At 61.4% G+C, this 21,285-nt stretch carries 23 protein-coding genes; 9 read left to right on the top strand and 14 right to left on the bottom strand.

Annotation, left to right across the window (positions count from 1 at the left end):
* Window positions 1-99: 99 nt before the first annotated feature.
* Window positions 100-972, bottom strand: coding sequence for a pyridoxal kinase PdxY (pdxY, locus tag GIW79_RS03365; protein ID WP_003195749.1), 873 nt, complete (start codon window positions 970-972; stop codon window positions 100-102).
* 117 nt (window positions 973-1,089) lie between these two features.
* Between pdxY and GIW79_RS03370 the strand changes: the two genes are divergently transcribed.
* Window positions 1,090-1,485 carry a DUF3301 domain-containing protein gene (locus GIW79_RS03370; protein WP_003195752.1) on the top strand — a complete coding sequence of 132 codons (396 nt, stop codon included), beginning with the start codon at window positions 1,090-1,092 and terminating at the stop codon, window positions 1,483-1,485.
* Here the strand turns inward: GIW79_RS03370 and GIW79_RS03375 are convergent.
* Genes GIW79_RS03375 through dksA form a run of 4 tightly spaced genes read right to left on the bottom strand, consistent with a single transcriptional unit; the run spans window position 1,479 to window position 4,767 of the window.
* Window positions 1,479-2,441: a CobW family GTP-binding protein gene (locus tag GIW79_RS03375; protein ID WP_236453496.1), complete on the bottom strand. Its 963-nt coding sequence runs from the start codon at window positions 2,439-2,441 to the stop codon at window positions 1,479-1,481. The two genes, GIW79_RS03370 and GIW79_RS03375, sit on opposite strands and share 7 nt — an antisense overlap.
* A 44-nt stretch (window positions 2,442-2,485) precedes the next feature.
* Window positions 2,486-3,130: a DUF1826 domain-containing protein gene (locus GIW79_RS03380; protein ID WP_236453494.1), complete on the bottom strand. Its 645-nt coding sequence runs from the start codon at window positions 3,128-3,130 to the stop codon at window positions 2,486-2,488.
* Window positions 3,130-4,335 carry a zinc metallochaperone GTPase ZigA gene (zigA, locus tag GIW79_RS03385; RefSeq protein ID WP_197880277.1) on the bottom strand — a complete coding sequence of 402 codons (1,206 nt, stop codon included), beginning with the start codon at window positions 4,333-4,335 and terminating at the stop codon, window positions 3,130-3,132. Before zigA ends, GIW79_RS03380 begins: the two co-directional genes overlap by 1 nt.
* 27 nt (window positions 4,336-4,362) lie before the next feature.
* Window positions 4,363-4,767, bottom strand: coding sequence for an RNA polymerase-binding protein DksA (gene dksA / locus GIW79_RS03390; RefSeq protein WP_034129158.1), 405 nt, complete (start codon window positions 4,765-4,767; stop codon window positions 4,363-4,365).
* A gap of 125 nt (window positions 4,768-4,892) precedes the next feature.
* Here dksA and GIW79_RS03395 point away from each other — a divergent pair, with 125 nt between their 5' ends.
* Window positions 4,893-5,261 (top strand): hypothetical protein, encoded by a 369-nt coding sequence (locus GIW79_RS03395; RefSeq protein ID WP_034129159.1) that lies wholly within the window; start codon window positions 4,893-4,895, stop codon window positions 5,259-5,261.
* On the opposite strand, the gene GIW79_RS03400 is transcribed toward GIW79_RS03395, so the two are convergent.
* Entirely contained in the window at window positions 5,258-6,469 is a 1,212-nt protein-coding gene (locus GIW79_RS03400) for an N-acetylmuramoyl-L-alanine amidase (protein ID WP_236453491.1), read from the bottom strand. The genes GIW79_RS03395 and GIW79_RS03400 overlap by 4 nt on opposite strands.
* Window positions 6,470-6,597: 128 nt before the next feature.
* On the opposite strand from GIW79_RS03400, the gene folE2 reads away from it, so the two are divergent.
* Genes folE2 through GIW79_RS03430 form a run of 6 tightly spaced genes read left to right on the top strand, consistent with a single transcriptional unit; the run spans window position 6,598 to window position 11,808 of the window.
* On the top strand, window positions 6,598-7,488 hold the full coding sequence (folE2, locus tag GIW79_RS03405; protein ID WP_236453488.1) for a GTP cyclohydrolase FolE2: 891 nt from the start codon (window positions 6,598-6,600) through the stop codon (window positions 7,486-7,488).
* Window positions 7,485-8,153: a metal ABC transporter ATP-binding protein gene (locus tag GIW79_RS03410; RefSeq protein ID WP_054916966.1), complete on the top strand. Its 669-nt coding sequence runs from the start codon at window positions 7,485-7,487 to the stop codon at window positions 8,151-8,153. The genes folE2 and GIW79_RS03410 overlap by 4 nt, the downstream gene beginning before the upstream one ends.
* Entirely contained in the window at window positions 8,154-9,020 is an 867-nt protein-coding gene (locus tag GIW79_RS03415) for a metal ABC transporter permease (protein WP_054916968.1), read from the top strand.
* Between the two features lie 11 nt (window positions 9,021-9,031).
* A complete protein-coding gene (locus GIW79_RS03420) occupies window positions 9,032-9,910 on the top strand; it encodes a metal ABC transporter substrate-binding protein (protein WP_034129164.1) in 879 nt (292 codons plus the stop codon).
* On the top strand, window positions 9,907-10,467 hold the full coding sequence (locus tag GIW79_RS03425) for a gamma carbonic anhydrase family protein (protein ID WP_057975216.1): 561 nt from the start codon (window positions 9,907-9,909) through the stop codon (window positions 10,465-10,467). Before GIW79_RS03420 ends, GIW79_RS03425 begins: the two co-directional genes overlap by 4 nt.
* Before the next feature lie 3 nt (window positions 10,468-10,470).
* Window positions 10,471-11,808, top strand: coding sequence for a dihydroorotase (locus GIW79_RS03430; protein WP_236453485.1), 1,338 nt, complete (start codon window positions 10,471-10,473; stop codon window positions 11,806-11,808).
* Here the strand turns inward: GIW79_RS03430 and GIW79_RS03435 are convergent.
* Complete coding sequence (locus GIW79_RS03435; RefSeq protein ID WP_014720569.1) at window positions 11,805-12,326, bottom strand: DUF3617 domain-containing protein; 522 nt, start codon at window positions 12,324-12,326, stop codon at window positions 11,805-11,807. The genes GIW79_RS03430 and GIW79_RS03435 overlap by 4 nt on opposite strands.
* 130 nt (window positions 12,327-12,456) lie before the next feature.
* Between GIW79_RS03435 and cls the strand changes: the two genes are divergently transcribed.
* On the top strand, window positions 12,457-13,896 hold the full coding sequence (cls, locus tag GIW79_RS03440) for a cardiolipin synthase (RefSeq protein ID WP_236453483.1): 1,440 nt from the start codon (window positions 12,457-12,459) through the stop codon (window positions 13,894-13,896).
* 134 nt (window positions 13,897-14,030) lie between these two features.
* Here cls and cfaB read toward each other — a convergent pair whose 3' ends face one another.
* The 7 genes from cfaB to hflC all read right to left on the bottom strand — a co-directional run bounded on the left by cfaB (window position 14,031) and on the right by hflC (window position 21,278).
* On the bottom strand, window positions 14,031-15,215 hold the full coding sequence (cfaB, locus tag GIW79_RS03445) for a C17 cyclopropane fatty acid synthase CfaB (RefSeq protein ID WP_014720571.1): 1,185 nt from the start codon (window positions 15,213-15,215) through the stop codon (window positions 14,031-14,033).
* 87 nt (window positions 15,216-15,302) lie between these two features.
* Window positions 15,303-16,091, bottom strand: a complete 789-nt coding sequence (locus GIW79_RS03450) for an HvfC/BufC N-terminal domain-containing protein (protein WP_054896093.1) — start codon at window positions 16,089-16,091, stop codon at window positions 15,303-15,305.
* Window positions 16,082-16,927: an MNIO family bufferin maturase gene (bufB, locus tag GIW79_RS03455; protein ID WP_236453479.1), complete on the bottom strand. Its 846-nt coding sequence runs from the start codon at window positions 16,925-16,927 to the stop codon at window positions 16,082-16,084. Before bufB ends, GIW79_RS03450 begins: the two co-directional genes overlap by 10 nt.
* Before the next feature lie 67 nt (window positions 16,928-16,994).
* Window positions 16,995-17,246: a BufA2 family periplasmic bufferin-type metallophore gene (bufA2, locus tag GIW79_RS03460; protein WP_003195792.1), complete on the bottom strand. Its 252-nt coding sequence runs from the start codon at window positions 17,244-17,246 to the stop codon at window positions 16,995-16,997.
* Between the two features lie 116 nt (window positions 17,247-17,362).
* Window positions 17,363-19,249, bottom strand: a complete 1,887-nt coding sequence (locus GIW79_RS03465) for a cation-translocating P-type ATPase (RefSeq protein WP_236453476.1) — start codon at window positions 19,247-19,249, stop codon at window positions 17,363-17,365.
* Window positions 19,246-20,280: a protease modulator HflK gene (hflK, locus tag GIW79_RS03470; protein ID WP_003195796.1), complete on the bottom strand. Its 1,035-nt coding sequence runs from the start codon at window positions 20,278-20,280 to the stop codon at window positions 19,246-19,248. The genes GIW79_RS03465 and hflK overlap by 4 nt, the downstream gene beginning before the upstream one ends.
* Window positions 20,277-21,278 carry a protease modulator HflC gene (hflC, locus tag GIW79_RS03475; RefSeq protein ID WP_161793234.1) on the bottom strand — a complete coding sequence of 334 codons (1,002 nt, stop codon included), beginning with the start codon at window positions 21,276-21,278 and terminating at the stop codon, window positions 20,277-20,279. The genes hflK and hflC overlap by 4 nt, the downstream gene beginning before the upstream one ends.
* Between the last annotated feature and the right edge of the window lie 7 nt (window positions 21,279-21,285).

Genomic DNA, 21,285 nt, shown 5'->3' on the forward strand with positions numbered 1-21,285 from the left:
GAGCGGGCTTGCCCGCGATAGCAGTGGTTCAGTCGACATCGCTTTGACCGAGACTCCGCCATCGCGGGCAAGCCCGCTCCCACATTGGGTTCTGTGTCATTACAGGCTGATCGGTGTGGCTTCGAAGCGCACACGAGGGTGGGCAATACGGTCCTGGGCCCGCACCAGTTCCAGTTCATAACTGGCGCAAGCCTGGGTTTCCAGCAGCACTTCATGCACGGCCGCGGCGGTGAATTCAAAGGCAGCCACCAGGCTATCACCCAACAGCACCCGCGCCAGAAACAGGCCCGACGTCAGGTCGCCCACGCCCACTGGCTGACGCGGAAACGCCAGCAGGGGCCGGCGTAAGTGCCAACTGCCGTCGGCCGTCACCAACAGCATTTCAAACCCTTCTGGCAGTTTGCCTGGGTAATCCAGGTGCTTGACCAACACCGCTTTGGGTCCGCGCGCCAGCAATGCTTTGGCCATCGCCAGGCAATCGAACAGCGATTGCGGCTTGCGCCCGGCAAAACTATCCAGCTCCAGTTGGTTGGGGCACAGGAAGTCCGCCATGGCGGCGGCTTCATCCAAGAGGAAATCGCTGACCTCCTGCGGCACGATGCAACCCTTTTCCGGGTGGCCCATCACCGGGTCGCACAGGTACAGCGCCTTGGGGTTGATCGCCTTGATGCGCGCCACACCGCTGAGGATGGCGCGGCCCTGGTCGGCACTGCCCAGGTAACCGGACAGCACCGCATCACAGTTGCCCAGCTCGCCAATCGCGGCAATACCCTCTACCAGCGCAGGAATTTGCTGCGGCGCCAACACTTCGCCCGCCCACTGTCCATACTGTGTGTGGTTGGAGAACTGCACCGTGTTGAGCGGCCAGACGTTCACCCCGACCCGCTGCATAGGGAACACGGCGGCGCTGTTTCCGGCGTGGCCGAAGACCACATGAGACTGGATCGCAAGCAGGTGAGGTGTACGTTTCATGCGGGAGATTTCCGTAAAACCGTTAAATTTCTGGCCGAGCAGTATGCGACTAAACGCAGCCTGTACGACAGACCGGCGACACAGTTAAGCTGCGCTCACTTTGTTGGAGTTCATGTAATGCTGACCCTGGGAAACATCTTCGTTTTGATGCTGCTGGCCACCGGCGCCGCCTGGGTTTGGCACAACCACGGCCTGCGTGAACGGGCGCTGGCGCGGGTCAAGCAGCATTGCGCCAAGCTCGATATCGAGCTGCTTGACGGTGCCGTGGCGCTCAAACGCATCGGTTTCGTCAAGGATGCCAATGGCCGCCGACGCCTGGCGCGTATCTATAATTTCGAGTTCACGGTGACCGGCGAAACTCGGCATGCCGGGGTCATCACCCAATTCGGCGCCCACAGCGCGCAGATCGAACTGGCGCCCTACCCGTTCGAAACCAAGGAGCCGCTGCCCAGCGCCGAGATCATCGAATTGAGCCAGTGGCGCCAGGACCACGCCAGCAAGAAACATCAGTAACGGCAGGCTGCCAGGGCGCTTTGCAATGCGGCCACGTTCTGTGGTGCGCTGAAGATCAACTCAACACGTGAATCGCGCCGCCAAGCGCTGGGTTGCCAGTGCAGTGGGCTGTTATCCACAGCGTTGGCAGACACCCAACCCTCAACGCTGTGGATAACCAATTTGGCACGGCGCCAGTCGATACTCGATAGCCACTGATGCAGACGGCTGACATCGAATCGCTGGCTTGGGTGCCAGCGCCAGCCGATGCTCCAGCCGCCCTCCTGGCTCTGACTCAGACAGATCGGCAGCCCCGGGTCGCTCCAGATCGCCGGCATTTGCCCCACCGCTTCAGGCACGCCGAGATTATCCACCGCTACTTGGGCCTGCGCTTTCAAACCGGGCAACCGGTCGAGTGGCAGTTGCGCCTGGCGTGTCCAATGGAGCGGGCAATCGGGTAATTGCGCTTCAATCGCCTGACGTTGCACCGCAGTCAGCGTCTCGTCCTTGTTCAACACCAGCAGACCGGCACTGGCTAACGCCTCCTGTTGTGCCTGCGGCAACGGCCTGCCCGCCGCCAACGCCTGGGCATCGAGTACCAGCACGCAAGGCTGCACGGCCAGCACGTCTTGCCATGGTGCGTGCCGCAGTTGCTTGAGCAATTGCGCCGGATGGCCCAAGCCTGAGGGCTCGATAAACAACCGGTCCGGCTTAGCCTTACGCAACAAGCGGCCCAGCCCTACCTGGAACGGTGCACCGTTCACACAGCACAAACAGCCGCCAGCCACCTCGCCCAAGGCGATGCCGTCATCGTCTTGTGTGAGTAGGGCTGCGTCCAGGCCGATCTGGCCGAACTCGTTGATCAGCACCGCCCAGCGCTCGTTGGCCGGGCGCTGGGCAAGCAGGTGCTTGATCAGGCTGGTCTTGCCGGCGCCCAAGGGCCCTGCAATCACATGGGTAGGAATGTTCTGCAACATGAGAGGCATCGTTCAGGCCGTGTAGAGCGTTTGATCCTACGCGGTTATGCCAGCCAATCCAGCGTCAGGATCAACCGTCGCTCATCGGCCTTGAGCGCTGGCGAGCGGTGGATCAGCCCATGTCCTTCATTGCCGTGCCATTTGGTGCCTTTAAGCAGCGCCACTTCACCGCAATGGATCTGCTCGATGCGCTCAGTGGGCTCGGCATCCGCCTGGCTCAATGTGCGCCGGTCCATAACGCCTTCGCGCAACCATTGGCTACCGATACCGGCGTAGGTGGTGATCAGCCGAACCGGCACGTGATCGACGTGAAAACGCGGACACATGGCCTTGTCCAATAGCCGTAAACGCACGCCGATGCGCTTGGCGCCCAGCAGGCAGGCGAATGCACTGACCAGCCACGACACATCGGCGATAAACCCATCGTAGCCTTCAAGATCGCGACAACTGGACGCCAAACCCTGCAAGTTCGGCACGGAGTCTTCGCTAACCAATTCGACCACCATGGACTCGGCCAACGGTTCATTGAGCGCCACCAGCAAAGCGCCAAACTCAGCGATATGCAGGGGCAGTTGGCGCTGCCAGATTGCCAGGTTGACGCCATCATTGAGGATGTCGGACAGCGCCAGCGGCGTTTCTCCACAGCTTTGGCGGATGACAGGGCGTAGGGGAATGACCGGGGCCAGCATCAGGCGACCTGCTCGTACCAAGGGCCAAACGGGTCGGGTAGCTGGCGCCAACCTTCGACACCCAGGGCCATTTCTTCATCAGTGAGCAAGCAGGCGTCCAACTCGGTACGCATCTGGGCAAAGTCGATGTTTTGCCCGATAAACACCAGTTCCTGACGGCAGTCACCCGTGCTCAACTGCCAGTTAGCCATGATCGCCGCCACGCTTTCTTCGTCCTGAGGCCACTGGCTTTTCGGCACAAAGCGCCACCAACGCCCGGCAAACCCATGGCGCATCAACCCGCCCGCCTGGGACCAACTGCCCGCATCCTGATGTTTGCTGGCCAACCAGAAGAAACCCTTGGAGCGCAACAGCTTGCCGTTGACCCAGGGGCGGTCGATAAAGTCGAAAAACCGCTGTGGATGGAATGGCCGGCGCGCACGGTAAGCAGTGGACGCTATGCCGTATTCTTCGGTTTCCGGCACATGCTCACCGCGCAATTCCTGCAACCAGCCCGGGGCCTGGGCGGCGCGTTCGAAGTCGAAACGGCCAGTGTTGAGGATTTTGTTCAGCGGCACTTCGCCCATAACCATCGGGATGATTTCCGCCTGGGCGTTGAGGCGCTCGAGGATGGCCATCAGTTCTTCGCGCTCACGGCTGCTGATCAGGTCGATCTTGCTGATCAGGATGACGTCGGCGAATTCGATCTGTTCGATCAACAGGTCGGTGATGGAACGTTCATCCTCCTCACCGAGGGTTTCGCCCCGTGAAGCCAGGCTTTCGGCGGCCTGGTAGTCGAGCAGGAAATTCATACCGTCGACCACAGTAACCATCGTGTCCAGGCGTGCAATGTCGGCCAGGCTTTGCTCGTTTTCATCGCGAAAAGTGAAGGTTTCGGCCACGGGCAAAGGTTCGGAAATACCGGTGGATTCGATCAGCAGGTAATCGAAACGACCTTCTTTGGCGAGTTTTCCCACCTCTTCAAGCAAGTCTTCACGCAAGGTGCAGCAGATGCAGCCATTGCTCATCTCCACCAGCTTTTCTTCCGAACGATTGAGCGTGACATCACGCTGCACCTCGCTGCCGTCGATATTGATTTCGCTCATGTCGTTGACGATCACCGCCACCCGCAGGTTTTCGCGGTTGCGCAGGACATAGTTGAGCAGCGTGCTTTTACCGGCACCGAGAAAGCCGGACAACACGGTCACAGGGAGACGATTGGGCATCAGGTATTCCTCATCAAGGTTGGCCGGTCAAACTGCCCGTCTATGGCGTTCGCGCAGCTCTTCACGTTCTTTGGCTTCGATACATAAGGTGGCGGTGGGACGCAGCAGCAGGCGTTGCAGGCCGATGGGTTCGCCGGTTTCACGGCACCAGCCGTATTCGCCACGAGCCAGCAACTCCAAGGCGTCGTCGATCTTGTCCAATAGCTTCTTTTCACGCTCCAGCAGGCGCAGTTGCCATTGGCGTTGCTCTTCGGCACTGCCGATATCCGCCAGATCGCTGTTGGTTTCCTGCTCGCGCAGCGCCTGGAACTCTGCGTCGATACGGGCTTGCAGGTCATCGCGCTGAGCCAGCAGCAGTTCGCGGAAGAAGCGCTGCTGGGCCTCATTCATGTAGTCGGCCGCTGGTTGGGCCAAAAGGTCGTGTTCGGTCATGGAAGCGGTTCGCGGGTCGGGCTGTGCATTTATGTTATAGTATAACAATACAAATAAGCCAATCCCTCTTGCTCGCCGCGACGAAGGGCGCAATGCTGGGTCACCTGCCTATGTTGAGAACCTCGATGAAATACCTGCTGTGCGCGCTGCTATTGGCAGTCGCCGGGCCTGCCTGCGCCCAGGCACCCAGCCTGTTGGCCAACTGCACACGCAGCGCCAACCTGCTGGCGTGTGTGGACCCGTTGGGCAATGCCTATAGCGTGGCAACCGTCGGCAGCACTACGTATCTGCGCGGTTTCGAAGTGATCGGCAAACGCTATTGGGCGCAGACCAACAGCCGTTATGGGCAACTGACGTTTTTTACCGGGTTGGCATCGGATGGCGAGGCGTGGGTCGGCTACACGCGGCGCGTGGGCTGGACCACCATCAACCGGTTTTCCAGCTCAGGGGGCGCCAGCGCCAAGTTCACTTGCAGCCGAATGACCGGCTGTTAGACCTGGCTGTTTTTCTGCGCCTGCACCCAGGCCATGTAGCTGTTCATGGGTGGGTTCTTCTGGAAGTAACGCTTGAGTCCTTCGAAAAGGCCATCCGCCACCGCCTGTTGATGGCGCGCCGTCACCAGCCGCTGGGCATCCCGAGGGTTGGAAATGAAACCCGTCTCCACCAGGATTGAAGGCACGTCCGGTGACTTGAGCACGGCGAACCCCGCCTGCTCCACACGTTTCTGATGCAGGCTGGTGATGTTTTGCAGGCTGCCCAATACCGAGCTACCCAGTTGCAGGCTGGAGGCGATGGTCGCATTCATCGACATGTCGAGAATGACCCCGGCCAGCATCGGGTCCTTGTCCTTCAGATTGAGCAAGGTGGTGGCGCCCAGCAAGTCGGCGCCATTTTCGCGTTGGGCCATGAAGCGGGCCGTGGCGGAGGTGGCGCCCCCTTCAGACAACGCATACACCGAAGCGCCCGACGCGGTCAGCCGTGGCGCGGCGTCGGCATGTACCGAAATAAACATATCGGCCTTGTGCTGACGGGCGATGTCCACGCGCTTGCGCAGCGGCACGAAGAAGTCGTCGTTGCGCACCAGTTTTACGTCAAAACCCTTTTCGCGCTTCAAGCGTTTAGCCAACAACTGGGCAATCGACAGCACCACATCTTTTTCGCGCTGGCCCTTGGAGCCAATGGCACCTGGGTCTTTGCCGCCATGGCCAGGGTCGACCACCACGATTATGTCGCGCTTGGGATGCGCCTTGTCTACCGGCGTCACCAAGAGTGCCGGCTCTGCGGCGATTTGACGGGGCGCACGGGTCGCGTTGGTCAAATCCAACACCAGGCGATGGCCTTGGCCATCCTGGGGCGGCAGCACGAAGCTGTTGAGCTGCATGGGCTCGACCAGGTCCAGCACGATGCGCGTATCGCTCTTGCCGAAATGCCCGGAACGGATCGAGATAATCCCACTGTTCTTCAACGCCAATTGGGAAAAGTCGCCGCTGAGACCGGCGCCACTCAAGTCGATGATCAAGCGGTCCGGTGAGGCCAGGGAAAAGGTCTTGTATTGCACCGGGCCGCTGAGGTCGAACACCAGGCGCAGCTTGTCGTTTGAGCGCCACAGGCGTGCATTGCGAATCTGCGTGGCGTAAGCCCCCAAAGGCAAGGCAAACAAGGGGCTGACCAGCAGCAGGTTGAGGAGCTGACGTCGGTGCATGGCATATACCGCAGATAAAGGAGTGTCCCTACTCGATATGACTGAACAAAGGCTGGAGCAGAAAATTCATCGTAGCTCGTATTGTTATACTATAACATGTCGAATTATTTCCAACGATGGACCTGCTTATGAATGCGCTGACTCTGCCGGACATTGCCGCGCAGGCTTCACGCCAAGCCTTGCCACTCGACTGGGTGGGTATGTGCGGCATCGCCTTGCCGATCCTGATTGACGGTCAACGCCTGGCCGCCACCGCTGATGCGGGCGTAAGCCTGGACGACGGCACGGCCCGTGGCATTCATATGTCACGCCTGTACCTGGCTCTGGAAATGCTCGATCAACACCCGCTGACACCTGCACTGCTGCGTAATGTACTGCAGCGTTTTCTCGACACACATGAAGGTTTATCTAAGAACGCTTACTTGCGCATCAACACCCAGTTGCTGCTTAAACGACCCGCCCTGGTCAGTCCGCTAGCCGGCTGGAAGAGCTACCCGGTGAGCATCGAAGCGCGTCTGGAAAACCAGATGTTCCACGTGGAACTAAAAATTGACGTTACTTATTCCTCAACCTGCCCTTGCTCCGCCGCACTCGCCAGGCAGTTGATTCAGCAGCAATTTGTGGATGATTTCGCCAACACGCCGTTGCAGCACGAAGCGCTGCTGGCCTGGCTCGGCAGTGCCAACGGCATCGTCGCCACACCCCATAGCCAACGCAGCAGCGCGCAGTTGCACGTTCAGTTGCAAGGTACTGACCTGCCGATAATCGACTTGATCAACGCTGCCGAAGCCGCGCTCGGTACCGCCGTACAAACCGCGGTGAAACGCGCAGACGAACAAGCCTTCGCCCTGGCCAACGGGCAGAACCTGATGTTCTGCGAAGACGCCGCTCGCCGCCTGAACCTCGCCTTGAAACGCTCGGATGCCATCAAAGCCTTCCACCTCAAAGTGATCCACGCCGAAAGCCTGCACGCGCACGATGCCGTGGCTGAAAGCCACTGGACGAGAGACTTTGCATGATCACCTGTAACTCTTTGCGCTGGGGTGCCCCAGGGCAACCGCTCACCCCGGCACTGGATTTGACCCTGGAAAAAGGCAGCCTCACCGGCATCATCGGCGCCAATGGCACAGGCAAGAGCAGCCTGCTCAAAGTCATCGCCGGCCTGCAAAAACCGCTGGCGGGAAAGGTCATTGTGGATGTTCCACGCCGTGGCGGCTTGGCCTTCCTACCCCAGCAGCAACACTTGGACCGCCAGTTCCCTATCAGCCTGCAAGAGCTGGTCGCTGCCGGTTTCTGGGGCACCCAACACACCGCGCAACAACGCAGCCAACGCCTGCACGCGGTACTCGAAGACTGGTGCCTGACTGGCTTGGAACATCGACCGTTGATGGCATTGTCCGGCGGCGAATTGCAGCGCGCCCTGCTGGCACGCATGAGCCTGGCCGACGCATCCGTCCTGCTGCTCGACGAACCTCACGCAGCCCTCGATGAGGACGGTCAGGCGCTGTGCTGGAAACACATCCATGCCTGGCACAACGAAGGCCGCACCCTGGTGATCGTCTGCCATGACCTGGCCGCCGTGCGTCACCACACCCAGCACGTACTGCAGATCAAAAACACCGGCTGCCTATTCGGCCCCAGCAAAGAGCTGATCCGCCCGCAACCGCAGATGCAGGTGGCCTGAATGCACTTCACTGCCCACTTATGGATGCCGTTTCATGAGTTTGTCTTTATGCGCCGCGCACTCATCGGCGGTTTGGTACTGGCTTGCAGCACCGCGCCGCTAGGTGTGTTTTTGATCCTGCGGCGCATGAGCCTGATCGGTGATGCGGTGGCCCACGGCATCCTGCCCGGCGCAGCCCTGGGTTTCTGGTTCGCCGGCCTGAGCCTGCCCGCGCTGACCCTCGGCGGCCTGGGTGCAGGCCTGAGCATGGCCGGCCTGGCCGCGTGGATCACCCGCCGCACCGGGCTGCGCGAAGACGCCAGCCTCGCCGCCATCTACCCCATCTCTTTGGCCGCCGGGGTGCTGATCCTGGGCCTTGCCGGCAAGCGCCTGGACCTGCTGCACCTGCTGTTCGGCTCCGCCCTGGCCGTGGATCAAACCACACTGACCGGCATGCTCTGGGTCTCGGGTTTCAGCCTGATCGCCATGGCGCTGATCTACAAACCGCTGCTGCTGGACACCCTCGACCCGCTGTTCCTGCAAACCGTCAGCCGCCTCGGCCCCCTCGCCCATGGCGTGTTCCTGACCCTGGTGGTGCTGAACCTGGTGATCGGTTTCCAGGCCATCGGCGCGTTGATGGTGGTCGGCTTGATGATGTTGCCGGCCATCGCCTCACGCTTCTGGAGCCGACGCCTTCCAGTGCTGATCGCGGTATCGGCGCTGCTGGGATGCCTGTCGGTGTGGTTGGGCCTGCTGCTGTCGTTCTACTACTCACTGCCCAGCGGCCCGGCGATCGTGCTGGTGGCAGGCGCTGGGTATTTGTTGTCCGTGGTATTCGGTCCGGTGCACGGTTTGTTGCGCCGCCCGCCTTTGCTCACATCCCAATGAGGTGTTTCCCGATGCGCGCTCTACTCGTGCTGTTCAGTCTGCTGTTGCCGCTTTCGATGGCCCACGCCGCCGACAAACTCCAAGTGGTCACCAGCTTCAGTATTCTCGACGACATCACCCACCAGATTGGTGGTGAGCATATCCAGATCAGCAACATGGTCGGCCCGGACGCCGACGCCCATACCTATGAACCCACGCCGGACGACGCCAAGGCACTGCTCAAGGCCAAGGTGATCATTAAGAACGGCCTCGGTTTCGAGCCGTGGCTGGACCGCCTGGTTACCAGCACCGAAACCAAGGCAACGGTGGTCACCGCCAGCAAAGGCGTGATTTCCCACACCATGGACGAGGATGGCGAAACCATTCCCGACCCGCACGCCTGGCACAACTTGGCCAACGCCGAGATTTATGTGAGCAACATCACCAAAGCGCTGGTAGCCGCCGACCCTGCCAACAAGACCGCCTACCTGAGCAACAGCCAGGCCTACCTCAAGCAAATCCATAGCCTGCTGGACGAGGCCAAGGCCAAGTTCGGCGCCCTGCCACCGGGAAACCGCCGCATCGTCACTTCCCATGACGCCTTCGGTTACCTGGGCCAGGCCTATGGCATCCAGTTCCTCGCGCCCCAGGGCTTGTCCACCGAACGTGACCCTTCGGCCGCTGAAGTTGCCGCGCTGATCACTCAGATTCGCAAGGACAAGGTCAAAGCCGTGTTCATGGAAAACATCAAGGACTCACGCCTGCTCAAGCAGATTGCTGACGAAAGCGGCGCACAGATCGGCGGCACGCTGTACTCCGACGCTCTCGCTGCAGAAGGCCCGGCCAGCACCTTTATCGGGCTGTTCGAATACAACCTCAACACCCTGTGCGCCGCACTGAGCCAGCCATGATCCGCAAAAATCCTTCCGGCGACCTGCCGGTGATTGCCGAATCGGCCTACGTCGACAAGACCGCGATCATCTGCGGCAAAGTTATCATCGGTGAGAACGTGTTCGTCGGCCCTTACGCCGTGATCCGCGCCGACGAAGTGGATGCCAGCGGCGCCATGGACCCGATCACCATCGGCGCCAACTCCAACATCCAGGACGGCGTGGTCATCCACTCCAAATCCGGCGCAGCAGTGACCATCGGAGAATTCACCTCCATCGCTCACCGCTCCATCGTCCACGGCCCCTGCACAGTGGGCGACCGCGTGTTTATTGGCTTCAACAGTGTGCTGTTCAATTGCGTCGTGGGCGATGGGTGCGTGGTGCGCCACAACTCGGTGGTCGACGGCCGCGACCTGCCCGCCGCTTTCTACGTGCCCTCCACCACGCGTATCGGCCCCAACACCGACTTGTCGCACTTCCCGCCGGTGAGTGTCAGCGCCTCGGAGTTTTCCGAAGACGTGGCACGCACCAACGTCGACCTGGTGCGCGGCTACAAAGCCCTGCAAAACGAGTTCTGAACCATGAGCCGCCTGCTGATCCGCAACGCCCGCCTGGTCAACGAGGGCCAGGTATTCGACGCCGACGTACTGATCGCCAATGGTCGTATCGAGAAGATTGCCGCCAGCATTCAAGGCGATAACGAACCGGTGGAAATCGATGCCAACGGCCAGTGGCTGCTGCCAGGGATGATCGACGACCAGGTGCACTTTCGCGAGCCCGGCGCGCCGGAAAAAGGCAGCTTCTACAGCGAATCCCGCGCGGCGGTGGCCGGTGGAATCACCAGCTTCATGGACATGCCCAACACCCACCCGGCCACCCTGAACTTGGAAGCCCTGGCCGATAAAAAGCGCCGTGTCGCCCTGCACTCAGTGGCTAACTACGGCTTTCATTTTGGCGTGAGCAACGACAACCTCGACACCGTTGCCGCCCTAGACCCTCGTGAAGTGGCTGGGGTCAAAGTGTTCATGGGCGCCTCCACCGGCAATATGCTGGTGGACGACCCACGCATTCTGGAGCGCCTGTTTGCCGAGGTGCCAACCATTCTGCTCGCTCATTGCGAGCACACGCCCAGCATCCTGGCCAACGAGCAGCGCCTGCGCGAACGCTTCGGCGAGCATATTCCCGCCGTCGCCCACCCGCTGATCCGCGATGCCGAGGCCTGTTATCGCTCGTCATCGTTTGCCGTGGAATTGGCCAAACGCCATGGCACGCGTCTGCATGTGTTGCATCTGACCACCGCTCGCGAACTGGCGCTGTTCGAAGACAAGCCACTGGCCGACAAGCACATCACCGCCGAGGTCTGCCTGCACCACCTGCTGTTCGATGACCGCGATTACCACCGCCTCGGCCACCAGATCAAATGCAACCCGGCGATCAAGACCCGCGCCGACCGCGACGCACTGCGCCTGGCGTTATTGAGTGATCGTCTGGATGTGATTGGCACCGACCATGCGCCGCATACCTGGGCGCAAAAACAGTTGGCCTATCGGCAAGCCCCCTCAGGCTTGCCCCTGGTGCAGCATGCCCTGCCAGCGTTGCTGGAGTTGGTGGCCGACGGGCATTTGCCCCTGACCACTCTGGTAGCCAAGACCAGCCACCGCGTGGCCGACCTGTTTGCCATTGCTGATCGCGGCTACGTGCGCGAGGGCTACTGGGCCGACCTGGTACTGATCAAACCGGAGCCTGCTGGCAAGCCGGTCAACAGCCAGCCTATTCTCGCCCGCTGCGGCTGGACACCCTTTGCAGAACGCAGCTTTCGCCACAGCGTGAGTACCACACTGGTCAGCGGCCACCTGGCCTGGCACAACGGCCAGGTGGTCAACAGTTGCCAGGGCTTGCCCCTGCAGTTTGGGCGTTAAGCGCGGGGTTTGACCGAACCGCAATCGTTGCCCAGCCACTGAGCGTGGCTGTCCAGGCTACCCTTCTGCTGGATCCCGGTGGCATTGAAGGTACCGTTGACGCTGGTGGTGAATTCTTTCTGGCTCTGGAACGTTGCCACCCCAGTGCCCTGGGCTTTCGGGCAACTGAAACGGAATTTCCACTGGTTGCCGCTCTTGTCGGTGACCTCCTGTTTGCAGCCCGATTGAGGGTCGGTCAGGGGGATCGAATCGGAGGCCACCTGAGCCGGGGTCAGGCACACCTGTACGCCTTTACCGGCCATGTTGATGCCTTGCTTTTCGAGCATGGCGCGCTGTTCAGGGGTCATCTGTTGCTTGAGTTGACCGAGGATCAGCGACAAGTCCGGCAGGTCCTGGTTATCGACTTTCATATTGCTGGTGGTCAATTCCCACAAGCCCGGCGCCAGCATCTGCGCCTGCGCCGCCACAGGCAGCGACAAACCAACAACCATGGCCAAACCAAGCAGACGAGCATTCATCGGGTAACTCCTGGGTAATTGTGGGCGTTAGACGTCGCAAAGCAGCCAGTGTTGCATGGCAAATAAAATAGCGACATTCACAGCCGTTCATGGTCTGTTACGCACTGGACTGCCCGGAGTTACGACGTTCATGGATTTCTTTGGCCCGCACCTGCTCGCCTACGTCATTGCCACGCTGCACTTTCTCGGAACGCTCGCCGCGATCCACGCAGTACTGACCGTGCGCACCGCCCAAGGCTCGATCGCCTGGGCGTTGTCACTGATGTTCATGCCCTACCTGACGCTGATCCCCTACCTGATTTTTGGCCGCAGCACCTTCGACGCGTACATCCAGGCCCGTCGCCAGGCCAACCAGGAAATGCACACGGCCATCACCGAACTGAACTGGCGCCCGTGGGTGGAGGAAGCGCTTGCGGCGCGCAACTCCAGCGCCTACGCCTCCTTGCGCGCCATGCCCAAGCTGGGCCGCATGCCCTGCCTGGCCAACAACGAAGTGCGCCTGTTGATCAATGGCGATGCCACCTTCGGCGCGATCTTCGAGGCTATTCGTAACGCAAAGACCGCCGTGCTGTTCCAGTTTTTCATCATTCACGATGATGAACTGGGCCGCCAATTGCAGACCCTGTTGAAGGAAAAAGCCGCTCAGGGCGTGGCCATTTACGTCCTGTACGACCGCATCGGCAGCCACGCCCTGCCCCATCGTTATGTGCAAGCGCTGCGTGACGCAGGCGTGCAGGTCAAGGCATTCGCCACCCGCAGTGGCTGGCTCAATCGCTTCCAGGTCAACTTCCGTAACCATCGCAAGATCGTCGTGGTGGACGGCATCTCCGGTTTTGTCGGCGGGCATAACGTAGGCGATGAATACCTGGGTAAAAAACCGCCCCTGGCGCCATGGCGCGATACCCATGTGCAGGTCACCGGCCCGGTGGTGGCGTGCCTGCAGGAGTCGTTTGCCGAGGACTGGTTCTGGGCCGCACGGGAACTGCCGCCACTGATCCTGCCGGATGCCTACCCGGAAGACGGCGTGCTCTGCCAGTTGCTCGCCAGTGGGCCAGCGGACCCTTATGAAACCTGTTCGCTGTTTTTCGTCGAGGCCATCCATGCGGCGACCGAGCGCGTGTGGATCACCAGCCCCTACTTCATCCCCGACGAGGCGGTATTTGCCGCCCTGCGCCTGGCGGTATTGCGCGGAGTCGATGTGCGCCTGCTGCTGCCGTCACGGCCCGACCACCGCATCGTATATGCCGCGTCCAGCCTGTATGCCAACGAAGCGGTGCGAGCGGGCGTGCGGGTGTTTCGCTACACGCCGGGCTTTTTGCATCAGAAGGTGGTGTTGGTGGACAGCGAAATCAGCGCCATTGGCAGTGCCAACATGGACAACCGTTCGTTCCGGCTGAATTTTGAAGTGATGCTGCTGACGGTGGATGAAACCTTCGCCAACCAAGTTGAGCAGATGCTGCTGGACGACTTTGCCCTGGCCCATGAAGTCAGCCACGAAGAAAGTCGCGAGACCCGTCGCCTGCAACAACTGGGGATGCGCATTGCACGCCTGATCTCACCCATCCTCTAACCACCAACACAAAATCAATGTGGGAGCTGGCTTGCCTGCGATAGCGGTGTTGTTTCAGTCGACTCATCCGGTCCTGATACAACGCTATCGCAGGCAAGCCAGCTCCCACAGTTTCGATCTTCAGTGTCTGGTGGTCAGCGGTAGAGGTCTTCCCGCGTCCACGGCAGTTCATGCCCGCCATCGGCATGGGGTTTCACTGCCAGTATCTGGTGCAGATTGATCCAGCCTCGGGCAAACGCATAAGCGCAGCCAGCCAGGTACAGCCGCCAGATGCGTAGCGCCTGTTCCGGTACCATCTTCGCCGCTGCTTCCAGGTTGTCTTCCAGACGTTCGCTCCAATGGTCCAATGTGCGGGCGTAATGCATACGCAGGCTTTCGACATCGACCACTTCCAGCCCTGCTTCACTGATCTCGGCGGTCATCATGGCCAGGTGCGGCAGTTCGCCGTTAGGGAACACGTAGCGCTCGATAAACTCGCCGGCGCCACGGCCTACAGGGCGGCCATCGGTGTGCTTGGCGGTAATGCCATGGTTCATCACCAGGCCACCTTCACGCACTGCGCCGAACAGGGTCCGGCAGTACTGCGCCAGGTTGGCGTGGCCGACGTGTTCGAACATGCCCACGCTTACCACTTTGTCGAAACGGCCGTCCTGGGGCAGGTCGCGGTAGTCGAGTAATTGCAGGTCGACCTGGTCTTCCAGGCCTTCGGCTTTCACCCGCTCCTTGGCCAGCGCCAGTTGTTCCTTGCTCAAGGTGATGCCGAACACCTTGACCCCGAACTCCCGCGCGGCATAGCGCGCCAGCCCGCCCCAGCCGCAGCCCACATCCAGCAGATATTCACCCGGCTGCAGCCGCAACTTGCGGCACAGGTGGCGGAATTTGTCTTGTTGGGCCTGGTCGATCGACTCGCTGCCGGTTTCGAAATAACCGCAAGAGTAGGCCATGTCCTGGTCCAGCCATAGCTGGTAGAACTCGTTGGACAGGTCGTAATGGTAGGAAATGGCCGCGGCGTCGGTGGCCTTATCGTGAATCGAGCGCACCGGACGACTCTCCTCGTCGTCATCGACCAAGGCGTGACTCAACTCGTCACATACCCTGATCACTTCGGTGATGGAGCCTTCCAGCTCCAGCTTGCCCTCGACGAAGGCTTCGCCCAGTGAGTCGAGCGTTGGATGGGTCAGCCTGGATACAACCGTGGGATCCTTGACCACGATGGTGACGCTGGGCTCGGGGCCCAAGTTGAATTCATGGCCGTCCCAGAGTCGAAGACGCAGCGGTAGCTGAAGATTCTGTAAGGCCGGTGGAAGTTGCGCGAGCATGAGTAGTCCCCCCTTGTTTCAGACGTCTGCTGTGAGGGTAGACCATGCCAAACAAAGTAGGAAGCTATCGAATGAATAGCCCCCCTTCTATGGCGCTCGGCGCTCGAGCAAACCTTCCTGGACCCACTGTTTCAGCCAAGTGGCCGCTTGCAGCGACGCCCCCTCTGAATAAGTGACCGCCAGCTCAATACACAGTTCTGAAAAGTTCCAGCCCATGGTCACCATGCCCGACAGCGCACAGGCTTCAGCGGCTTCCAGGCTGCGGTAGTGGCAGCGGTTCTGGTTGCGCCACACCAGGCAGATTTGCGCCGGTTCCAGCGCCTGGCTGCCGGGGAAATCCGACTCATCCTTACTGGCTCGCCAGATCGCCACTGTGTTGAAACGGCAAAGCAGCTGCTGCACCGAAGGCGCCAGCGCAACCTGCAAGGTGGGCCAGTCTTCAGGCGCCAAATGCGCCATGTCATTCAAGGTCAGCGGCTCCCCTTCGGCGGCGTCAAACGCCAAGGTGAACGCCCACTCCAGGCGTGCCAACTCAGCCAAAGGCGCACTTTGCGCAGCCATCAAATGCTCAACGATAAACATCGCAAAGCGCTCGCCCAACCAGCGCACGCTGTAATGGGCCGACGGATAACGGCGGATGTAGGCCTCGGTCAGTGAGCAAAACTGCTCATCTCCCAGCCAATACCAGATGGCACCGAAGTCATGGCGCAGTACCTCTTGCAGACGCGACAGGTAAGCGTTGTGGTAAATCGCCAGGCCGGTGTCCACATCCAATGTCGGCCCTCCCAGCAAGGTGGCGGCAAAGCCACTGCTGGCCGCGGGCGCTTCGGATAATAGATGCTGTTCAAACGCCAACTGCCAGTCGATCAGGCGCATAACGCTCTCCGGGCCAAGGCGCTGGCACCCAACTCACGGGCTTTGTTCAACTCGGTGAGCAACTCTTCGAAGGGCGGAAAATGGTCATCGCGTTCCAACAAGGTCGACACCGGGCCCAAATGCTCCAAAGTTTGCTGATAAAGCGCCCACACCGGGTCGCACACTGGATGGTCATGGGTATCGACCACATAGTCGCCATAATCCATATGCCCCGCCAAGTGTAGTTGGCGAATGCTTTCGGCTGGCAGGTTACGAATGAACGTCCAGGCATCAAAGCCATGGTTGCGTGCGCTGACGTAGACGTTGTTGACGTCCAGCAGCAACTGGCATCCGCTCAGGTGGGCCAAGGCGTTGAGGAACTCCCACTCGGTGAATTCATCCGCCTTGGAACGCACGTAGCTTGAGACATTTTCCAGCACCAGCGGGCGCTGCAACACGTCCTGCACCTGACGCACGCGGCCGGCCACGTGGTAGAGGCTTTCTTCGGTGTAAGGCAGGGGTAACAAATCATGTAACTGATGCGCGCTGCCGCGGCTCCAGCACAGGTGATCGGAAATCCACGCCGGCTGAATGCGCTCTGCGAGCTGTTTGATGTGGTTCAGGTAATCCGTATCGAGGGCATGTGGCCCGCCGATGGACAACGACACACCGTGCATCACCAAGGGGTAACGTTCGGCTATCGCATCCAGGTAGTACAAGGCCTTGCCGCCCTGCACCAGGTAATTCTCGGAGATCACTTCGAACCAATCCACGGCCGGCGACTGTTCTAGGATCTGGTGGTAGTACTCACTGCGTAAACCCAGGCCGTAACCCAGACTTGGAAGGAACGCGGACATGACTCACTCCAGGGCAAAGTGTCCGCAGCGGTAGCAGGCAGCCGCCGCGGTTGCACTTGTTTGCCGGTTACTCGCCGACTTTACCGCCAGCGGCGTCGCAGGCCGATTTGGTCATGGCCTTGAAGCCCATCCCTTTACACTCGCCCTGGCCCTTGCACGCGTGGTCCTTGGTTTTGCAGTCGTTCATACCTTTGCAGGAGGTCACGCCGTAGCAGTGAACGGTGGCGTCTGCCGCTTGTACCTGGGTGGCCACACCCGCGAACAGAGAAGCAGCGGCCATTGCGAGGGCGGCACCAGCAGCAGCGGATTTAATGCTCATTGTTGTATTCCTCATGATCAGTAGTGGAGCCGGTCCGAACGGATTGTTCAGTCTCGACACAGCACTAGAGTGAGGCCTCCTGTCGGCGTTACAGCCGTGAGCAAATATTTCTGAAATTATTCGTCGAGTTTCAACAGCGGCTCCTGGAAGCGCAGTAAACGCCCGGCGTTCCCCAATACCAGCAAGGTGCTGAGGTTATGCAGCACCGCCGCGATCATCGCGCCCGCCGCCCCCAGCCAGCCAAATGCGGCGAACACCACAATGGCCAGTGTCCAGCCCAAGCCAATGATCACATTGACCTGCAACGTCTGCCGACACTGGCGACTCAAGCGCACACAGGTGCCCAGGCGGCGCAAGTCGCTGCCGATCAACACCACGTCCGCCGAGGCCAGGGCGATGTCCGCACCGCCCGCGCCCATGGCCACGCCGACCACGCCGGCCTTGAGCGCCAGGGAGTCGTTGATGCCGTCGCCCACCACCATTGGCCTGAAACCACTGCTGATTTCGCCCAACACGCGGTTGAGCTTGTCTTCCGGCAGCGCTTGGGCTTCGACATCACTGATGCCCACGTCCAGCGCCAGACTGTCGGCCACGCTTTTGCGGTCGCCGGTCAGCAGCAGTTGGCGGCCCAGGCCCAAGTCACGCAGCTCTTGCAGGGCCTGGCGCGCTTCGGGTTTGACGCTGTCGGCCAACAGCAGCCAGGCGAGGAACTCGCCGTTCAACGCCAGCCCGGCAATCGGGCCATCATGGGTGGGCACGGCGGTGGTGACGATGCCCAACTGTTCAAACAACTCCGGCCGTCCCAGCGCCGCTTCGCCCTGCTCGGTCTGGGCGACCACGCCCAGGCCCTGACGCTCGCGAATGTCGCTAAGCACCCGCATCTGCTCCTGGGTCGCCAACCCCGCCAACGCTCGGCTGACCGGATGACTGCTTGCCGAACCGAGGCTGGCCGCCAGGTTCAGCAGCGCTTGGCGATCCGGCGCGGCGGTTTCGATGGACTGCAAACGCAGGGTGCCAAAGGTCAGGGTGCCGGTCTTGTCGACCACCAGCGATGTCAGGTCGGCCAGTTCTTCCAGGAACGCCGAGCTGCGAATCAGAATGCCATGGCGCGCCGCCACGGCGATCCCCGCAATCGCGGTGGCCGGCGCCGACAGCACCAAAGCGCACGGACACGCCGCCACCAACACCGCCAGCATCGCCTGCGCATCGTTGGTGACAAACCAGGTGACCGCCGCCAGCAACAGCACCAACACCATATAGCTGCCGGCGTAGCGCTCCAGCAGCCGGGTGATCGGCGGCTTGGAACGCTCGGCGTTCTGCATCAGCGCAATGACTTTGCCCAACGTCGATTCGTTGCCGGTACGCGTGACCTCAAGGCGCAGCAGGCCATCGAGGTTGATCGCCCCACCAAACACCTGCACGCCCACGCTGGCTTCCAACGGCACCGACTCGCCGGTGATCGGCGCCGTGTCCAGGCTCGCCTGGCCGGACAACACCACGCCATCGGCCGGCACGCGGTCACCGGCACGCACTTCGACGATATCGCCGGTGTTCAAGGTGCCGTTATCCACTTCGGTGATGCTGCCGTCCGCCTGCACCAGGCGGGCGTGGCTGCGGGTGAGTTTGCCCAGGGCATGGATCGCTTCCTGGGAGCCAATCACGCTGCGCTCTTCCAGCACATGGCCAAAGATCATGATGATCGGCAGCAACGCGGCGGTGAGCAGATCACCGGTGGCCCAGGCGCCGAGCATGGCCAGGGCGATCAATTGGTCGGTGATGCCGTGCAGGCTCGGAAAGCGCAGGCTGTACCAGGCCGAACGCATCACCGGCACCGCCACCAACAGGGATGCCACGCCCAGCAGCAACTGGCTGACGCCGCTCTGGTCGGGCGCGAGCCAGCGCCACACCAGGCCCAGCACGAGCAAGCCCAGGGCGAGCATCGCCAAGGTCAATTGCCGGGCAGCGCTGCGCTGTTCGGCAGAGGTCAGCATGGGTGCGCTCATTGTTCGGCTCCCTGGATGATCAAGCGGGAGTCGTCTTTGGGGTCGACGGTGGTCACTGAACCGGCCTGGCCGAGAATCTTCGGCAAGCGCTCACGGTACAGACGCAACAGCAAACCGGGATCTTTGACCTGGGCCAGGCTGGCAACGGTAGCGGTCTGCGCCTGGGCATTGGCCAAGCGCTCGCTGGCCTGGGCATGGGCGACTTGCACCTGGCGATCAGCTTCCTGGTTGGCGGTCTGGGTGAGTTTTTCCGCTTCAGTGCGGGCGTTGGCCACGGCTTTATCGGCTTGCTGGCTGGCGGTCAGTACCGCGTTGAACGCATTCACCGCAGGCCCAGGCAGGCTCGATTGCACATCGACGCGGGTGGCTTCGATACCCAGCCCCAAGCCGCTGGCCGCCAACTCCGCCAGGCGTTTGTTGATGCCTTGCACCAGGTCGCCGCGCAGCCGCTCACGCCGTTCGGCGGCGCCATTGTCGCTGCCGATCAGTTCCGGGCGGGCTACCAGGATGGTGTCCAGATCCCGCGCAGCGGTGAGGGCCACGGCGCTGCGTGTCACCAGCCGATCCAGGGCCGGCAGCACGTGGTCGCCCTGCAACACAAAGGCGTAGGGTTCGGTCACCTTGTAGAACACCCGCACGTCCAACTGCACCACCCCGGCATCGCCGGTCAGCAGGTAGCCGGAGCCGGCCAGGGCATCGCTCAAGGGGGTGGCGAAACTGGCCACGCGATCGGCCTGCAGCGCCGCATCGGAACGCAGCAGGTTTTCCACCCGCCGTTCGATCACCCGGTCGGCCGCTGGCAGCAGGACGACTTGTTCGAAAGGCTGCGGCCAAGCCAGCAACAATCCGGCGTTCTGAATGCGATCGAGGGCGCCAAAATGCAGGACCACGGCGCGATTCTGCGGGTCGATCTGGCGCACATTGGAAAAGGCCCAGGCCAACGCCGCCAATACAGTGACCGCGTACAGTGCCAGGAACGTCAGGCGCCCGGCCTGGATCCACGGGCTGTCCGGGCTTTCAGGCTCGCTCATGGCTGCAGGTCCTTCGGCCCATCCACCAGTGCGCGAAACGGCGCGGCGTCGGTGCGCAGGATGATCTTGGTCCCCGGCGTGACCACCGTGCCCAAGGTATCCAGCGAGCGCAGCAGGTTGTACAGCTGCGGATTGCCAGCGTAGGCGCGGCCATAAATCTGCGCAGCTTCAACCCGCGACTGCGCTTCGATGTCGGCGGCTTTCACGGTGGCATCGGCCTGCATGATGCGCGCATCTCGCTCGGCAGCGGAGCGGATCTGCGCCGCTTCGCGCTTGCCCACGGCGGTGCGTTCGGTGGCGATGGTTTCACGCTCGGCGCGCATGCGGTCAACCGTGGCGGTGAGGGTCACCGACGGCAACGTCAAGCGCTCGATACCGACCTGCGCCACGCGCACACCATAGGTGGTGAGCAATTGTTGATCAATCTGCTGGCGCAACTGCGCTTCAAAATCGGCAATGCGCACTTGGCTGGCGTCGGTATTGATCAAGCTGGAGAGGTCAAAACTGGCCGCCGTGGTTTCCAACGCCGAGCCGACGAAGGTACGAATCTGCCGCGCCGCCTCATCCGGCTGGTTCTGCACCGCACGCATAAAACGCTGCACGTTGTCGGCATCGCCCTGCACCTGCCACGCCACATAGGCCTGCACAATAATCCGCAAGCCATCGCGGGTGCCCACATCCTGCAAGCCGCTGGACGTGGTGCGCAGGCGCAGGTCCACCGGGATCGCTGCTTCGAACGGTGCCGGCCAGCGCCAGCCCAGGCCCGGCTCCAGCAGCACGCGCGCAGGGTTGCCGAAGCGGGTAATCACCGTGGCCTCGCCGGAACGCACTTGCACCAGGCTCGCCGCTGCCACGGCAAACAGCACCAGCAACACCGCCCACGCCATGCGCCGCCAGGGAAAAGGCCCGGTCGCCTGCTCATCGCCGTGATGGTGATGGTGGTGGCCGTGATGGTGGTGATGACCGTGATCATGATCGTGGGAATGAGCGCTCAACAGACGAACT

Source organism: Pseudomonas sp. PA-7-1E, from assembly GCF_021605325.1.
Taxonomy (GTDB): Bacteria; Pseudomonadota; Gammaproteobacteria; order Pseudomonadales; family Pseudomonadaceae; genus Aquipseudomonas; species Aquipseudomonas fluorescens_BV.